The organism is Blautia caecimuris (genome assembly GCF_024622975.1).
In the GTDB taxonomy this organism is placed as follows: Bacteria; Bacillota; Clostridia; order Lachnospirales; family Lachnospiraceae; genus Blautia_A; species Blautia_A caecimuris.
Genome location: NZ_JANJZT010000069.1, coordinates 1 through 4,779 on the forward strand (window position 1 = coordinate 1; position 4,779 = coordinate 4,779).

Below are 4,779 nucleotides of genomic sequence, written 5' to 3' on the forward strand. Positions count from 1 at the left end.
CTGTTTTTTATTATAGAAAACAGAAAATCGCTATGCCACAGCCTTGGCAGGCCATCGCGCAGCGATTTTGTTCAATTTGAATTTATTTGATAGATGTTCCAATGTGTTTATCCAATCTCCATTGTGGTGCAATCCCGTCATCGGCATAGTATTCGTCCATTGTTGTGATTTTATTGTTTTTTGTTTGAATAAACGAAGTCACATGAAAAGAAACACTTCTATCTTTGGGATAGATACGAACAACTGTAATAATTAAATTATTCACAATTTCTACTCTCTCAACGATTCCATCCCATTCTCCGGGGTACTCACAATTCGCAATAATATATTCATCCACCGTAAAATGCTCGTTGGTGCAATGCCAATTTATATAGGCTTCTGCATGAAAGTATTTTCTAATTTCTCTTTCATCTTGAGCAAGAACGGCTTTCCAAAATTGTTTTATATTCATAATTTTCTCCTTTAAACTCCGGTTTGCTATTGCGTTCAGTTTAGCACATTTATAGAACATCTACAAGATTCCGTGTATGAAAAAGCAAAAAGAATGAATTCTTCACTTGACAATGTGGCAAAGAGTTGATGACCCAGGACGAACTGGCAGTGATGGACGGCGGCAAGTGTATCTTCATGCTGCGGGGCGTGCGCCCGTTCCTTTCGGACAAGTACGACCTCACCCGGCACCCGAATTACAGATACACGGCCGACGCCGACCCTAAAAATGTCTTTGACATGGAACGGTACATGAAGAAGCAGCGTACCGTGGTAAAACCCACGGACACCTTCGATGTGTACGAGATTGACGCAACGACTTAACCCAAAATCAAAAACATTTTTTAGGAGGATTATTTTATGGAATTTTTCAACAGTGCAGTTGGTGTTTTGCAGACTCTCGTAGTGGCCCTGGGCGCAGGTCTTGGTATCTGGGGCGTTATCAACCTTCTGGAAGGTTACGGTCAGGACAACCCTGCTTCCAAAAGCCAGGGTATGAAACAGTTCATGGCTAATTAAAGGGAACAAAAGAAAGGAAAAGCACAATCCAGACGGTATCAGTGGCAGGCTACAAGAATAAATTGTGATTACACAAGATTGGTGTTATAATAAGAGAAAAGTTCCTGTCGGGGCAGCCGCCCCGGTGGTATGGATAGAAAGGCAGGAAAACAATATGCACATCAGCTATAAACCACTCTGGCACACACTGTTAGAGCGTGATATGAGAAAAGAAGATTTAAGGCTTGCCGCCGGTATGACAACGAATATGATTGCCAACATGAGCAAAGAGGGAAAGCACATCAGCATGGATACATTAGCCCGTATTTGCGAAACGCTGAATTGTGAAATTACCGATGTGATTGAGTTAGTACCAGACGAGCCTGCTTCCACAGGAGGTAAGAAACATGAGCGAATTGAAACCAAGAATAACAGAAAACGGAATTGATTATATTCTTGTCGGAGATTACTACATCCCGGACTTGAAGCTGCCGGAGGAACACCGCCCCATCGGAAAGTACGGACGGATGCACCGGGAATATTTAAGAGAAGTCCACCCAGCCAGATTTAGCATATTGGTACTAAACGGAGAATTGTGGACATATCTTGCTGACCTAAACGAACAGGCACAGGAACGGTTAGACACCATCATGGAGCAGATGAAAGCTACTGAGGGCGTGACCGAGGAATTGAAGCGTACTTCTCAAATGGAATGGGTGCAGTGTTGCAATAACATTCACAACCGGGCGGAAGAAATTGTTTTGCACGAGATGATTTATTCATAACGGTGTGGTAGAAGGATTATGTAAATGAATTTGATTTGGGGTGATAAATATGAAGGTATTAGTTAGTGCCTGTATTATGGGAACAAACTGTAAATATAACGGAAAAAACAATAAAAATTTAGCAGTTATCAATTTCTTAAAGGATAAAGAAGTTATTTCTATTTGCCCAGAAGTATTAGCTGGCATGAAAATTCCTAGACCTTGTGCAGAAATTGTGAATGGGATTGTAGTAGATGAAAATGGAAATGATGTTGATTCTGAATATAATAAAGCAGTGTCAATGGCATTATCAAAAATTCAAAATGAAGATATTGATTTGGTTATATTACAATCCAGAAGTCCTACTTGTGGTGTAAATCAAATATACGATGGTAGCTTTACTGGAAAACTAATTTCTGGAATGGGATTTTTTGCGAAGGCATTAAAGCAAAGAGGATATAATGTTATTGATGTTGAAGAAGTTTAAGTTTGTCACTTTGAAATTTTAATTGAATAACCACAGCACAAACCGCTGCTACATGGGAGTCAACAAACCATGCAACAGCGGTTTTTTCTTTACCGTTTTTTCCTCTGGCTGATAGGCGTTCCCATTTTCTTTGATTTTTTGAGAATCCGAATCAGCCAGCGAAATTCTTCGTCTGACAGATTTTTATAGTTGATACCGAGCTGCTTGCAGTAAAGGACAACGAGCTTTTCATCCCGACTGCCCTTGAAATTTTCGACCGCTTCCAGATTTTCTTTCAGTTCATCGGCAACGGTGGTTTGGGGCGCACTCTCACTGTCCTTTTTGTGAGCTTCCCGAATATCCCGGATAATGAGATTGAGGTCATCCAGAACCATGTGGCTGAAATATTCATCATCGCTGATATGGGCGGCTTGCAGCACTTTCAAATGCGGGTCATCTTCGCCGGGGCGATACCGTTCAATGATTTCATGCCGGACAGTATCGACAAGGGCGTTGAGGTTTTGAATCTGCATGGTGGCAATCCCATCCACATAAATCTCAATATCCGCAAGAAACTTGATAAAATCCTTATGGGTGACAAGCTCACAGAGCAGGCGGTTGTTAATCCGACCGCTTTTCAGAAGTGCCACCATCTCATCATTCAAATGCAGCTCTGTTAGTGGCGTGTTGATCTGCTCCCGGTTCTCTGTCCGGCACAGCAGATAATCAACGGAAACCCCATAGAAGTCTGCCAGCGTGACAAGATAGCCATGATTGATTTCCTTAACATTCTCTTTTTCATAACTTCCAAGAGCTGATTTAGAAATGTCCGTCAGCTTTGATAGTTCTTCCAGATTTAAGCCTTTATCCTTGCGGAGTTCCCAAAGGCGTTCCTGTATGCTTGTTGCTCCTTTCATGGGCGCACGCTCCTTTCCGGCGGATTCATTGCTGCCGCTTAACTGGATTATATCACACTTTCCGCAATCGTGGAAATTTCCGCTTTTTACCCCTAATTCCTACTTTGTGGACATACGGCACAGGGCACAAAAATGTTCTATGATACAGGTAGTTCATCGATGGATTATTCCAATCGAATGACCAGCCTGTGTGGGATATGCTTCCCCGGCGATGTAGCGCCATGACTTTTGGCAGGGATTTGGAGGAACCTTGACCGGAACGAGCGTACCAAAGGGAGCGATACGCCGCTGTGAGATTCAGGGGAGGAACGACACCGGGGAGAACTGGCGAACTAACACCGAAATGATACCGAAACACGACAATCTGATAGGGGGACAGTCTACCCTATCGCTGATACTTCGGGAGATTTTAGGCGGCTCTATGACCGTAATTTTTCCGAAAATCGCCCCGAAATCATACACTAAAACGGGAGGAAACGCAATATGCCGAGAATGAGCAAAAAGAGGAAGCATGAGCTTTCTTTTTACCTCAATGACCGGGGGCGTGTCACTTATAACGAATTATGCCGGAAATGCCAGCATGAGTGCAAGCAGAGCTTCCGGGCGGTTGTGGTTGACTGCCCCCGTTATTTATCCAAACGAGCCAAGAAAAAGGAGGAACACAACGAATGAAATTTGAATTTATGACGATAGACACACCATTGCCGCCCTGTATGCCCTTTCCAAGAGTGTTGACAGGATTTCCAATCAGCAGCACCGCAAAGGTCATGTACTGCCGGATGCTGGACGCTATGCTCTCCAAAGGGCAGGAGGACGAAAACGGAATCCTGTTTGTCTGCTTCCCTGTCACAGCCATTGCCGCAGTCCTGTCCCGCAGCCCCATGACGGTCAAGCGTTCTCTGAATGAACTGGAAACTGCCGGACTTATCATGCGGGTGCGTCAGGGCGTGGGAGAACCGAACCGGATTTATGTGCTGATACCGGGAAAGGAGGACGCTGCCCTTGCCTGATACCTCAAAGCTGGAAAAGCTAAACCGGGAACTGGAGAAAAGCGAAAAGAAACTGCGGAAAGCCATCAATGATGAAAGGGCGTTGCAGCACCAGTTGAAACAGCTTACCCGAAAGGAACGGACACACCGGCTCTGCACTCGTGGCGGTATGCTGGAAAGTTTTCTGCAAGAGCCGGAACGCCTGACAGATGATGATGTCATGCTGTTGTTGAAATTCATTTTTCACAGGCAGGACACGCAGGAACTATTGAAAAAACTGCTGAAACGGGAGAAGCCGAAAACCCCTTAGTTTACTAAGGGCGCAATTATACACCACCCAGAGGTTGGTGCATTGCGTTCTCCGAAGGCTCCTCGCCGGAGGGCTGTGATTTTCCGCAGTCATAGTCTGCTCCAAATCATACAGGGGACGCTACGCTTCCCCTGCGCTGGCTGCCGCCAGCTACCCTTTTGTGGACTTGCCCTCTGGGGACACCTTGCGCTGCAAGCTGTTCCCAGCCGACAAGTTTCATAAAATATGCTATCTTTTCGATAGGCGATGAAGTATAATGAAGATGACAACAAATTCTTTAGGTTAGAATCGATGATGGGGTAAACGAAAAAGCAGTTTTGGCATTCCAGTGAACTGCCCCTTCGTT

9 protein-coding genes and 1 pseudogene are annotated in these 4,779 nt (G+C 44.6%); 8 read left to right on the forward strand and 2 right to left on the reverse strand.

Annotation, left to right across the window (positions count from 1 at the left end; translation table 11 throughout):
* Positions 1-82 precede the first annotated feature (82 nt).
* Positions 83-451: a nuclear transport factor 2 family protein gene (locus NSA57_RS19155; protein ID WP_257465817.1), complete on the reverse strand. Its 369-nt coding sequence runs from the start codon at positions 449-451 to the stop codon at positions 83-85.
* A gap of 116 nt (positions 452-567) precedes the next feature.
* Between NSA57_RS19155 and NSA57_RS19160 the strand changes: the two are divergent.
* From NSA57_RS19160 to NSA57_RS19180, 5 genes and pseudogenes are all read left to right on the forward strand, one after another.
* Positions 568-813, forward strand: a pseudogene (locus NSA57_RS19160) (VirD4-like conjugal transfer protein, CD1115 family); the annotation flags it as partial.
* Positions 814-849: 36 nt separating this feature from the next.
* Positions 850-1,008: a Maff2 family mobile element protein gene (locus NSA57_RS19165; protein ID WP_118144607.1), complete on the forward strand. Its 159-nt coding sequence runs from the start codon at positions 850-852 to the stop codon at positions 1,006-1,008.
* A 154-nt stretch (positions 1,009-1,162) separates the two neighbouring features.
* Complete coding sequence (locus tag NSA57_RS19170) at positions 1,163-1,435, forward strand: helix-turn-helix domain-containing protein (RefSeq protein WP_257465818.1); 273 nt, start codon at positions 1,163-1,165, stop codon at positions 1,433-1,435.
* Positions 1,395-1,772 carry a TnpV protein gene (locus NSA57_RS19175; RefSeq protein ID WP_257465819.1) on the forward strand — a complete coding sequence of 126 codons (378 nt, stop codon included), beginning with the start codon at positions 1,395-1,397 and terminating at the stop codon, positions 1,770-1,772. Before NSA57_RS19170 ends, NSA57_RS19175 begins: the two co-directional genes overlap by 41 nt.
* Before the next feature lie 49 nt (positions 1,773-1,821).
* A complete protein-coding gene (locus NSA57_RS19180; RefSeq protein ID WP_257465820.1) occupies positions 1,822-2,238 on the forward strand; it encodes a 2-thiouracil desulfurase family protein in 417 nt (138 codons plus the stop codon).
* A gap of 89 nt (positions 2,239-2,327) precedes the next feature.
* On the opposite strand, the gene NSA57_RS19185 is transcribed toward NSA57_RS19180, so the two are convergent.
* Positions 2,328-3,134, reverse strand: coding sequence for a helix-turn-helix domain-containing protein (locus NSA57_RS19185; RefSeq protein WP_016222236.1), 807 nt, complete (start codon positions 3,132-3,134; stop codon positions 2,328-2,330).
* Positions 3,135-3,617: 483 nt separating this feature from the next.
* Between NSA57_RS19185 and NSA57_RS19190 the strand changes: the two genes are divergently transcribed.
* From NSA57_RS19190 to NSA57_RS19200, 3 genes are read left to right on the forward strand one after another with little or no spacing between them, the layout of a single operon-like run.
* Positions 3,618-3,806 carry a hypothetical protein gene (locus tag NSA57_RS19190; RefSeq protein WP_016222235.1) on the forward strand — a complete coding sequence of 63 codons (189 nt, stop codon included), beginning with the start codon at positions 3,618-3,620 and terminating at the stop codon, positions 3,804-3,806.
* Positions 3,803-4,144, forward strand: coding sequence for a replication initiator protein A (locus tag NSA57_RS19195; protein ID WP_016222234.1), 342 nt, complete (start codon positions 3,803-3,805; stop codon positions 4,142-4,144). Before NSA57_RS19190 ends, NSA57_RS19195 begins: the two co-directional genes overlap by 4 nt.
* The gene (locus tag NSA57_RS19200) at positions 4,137-4,433 is read left to right on the forward strand and encodes a DUF3847 domain-containing protein (protein WP_257465821.1); all 297 of its coding nucleotides are present in this window, start codon (positions 4,137-4,139) and stop codon (positions 4,431-4,433) included. The genes NSA57_RS19195 and NSA57_RS19200 overlap by 8 nt, the downstream gene beginning before the upstream one ends.
* Positions 4,434-4,779: the final 346 nt, after the last annotated feature.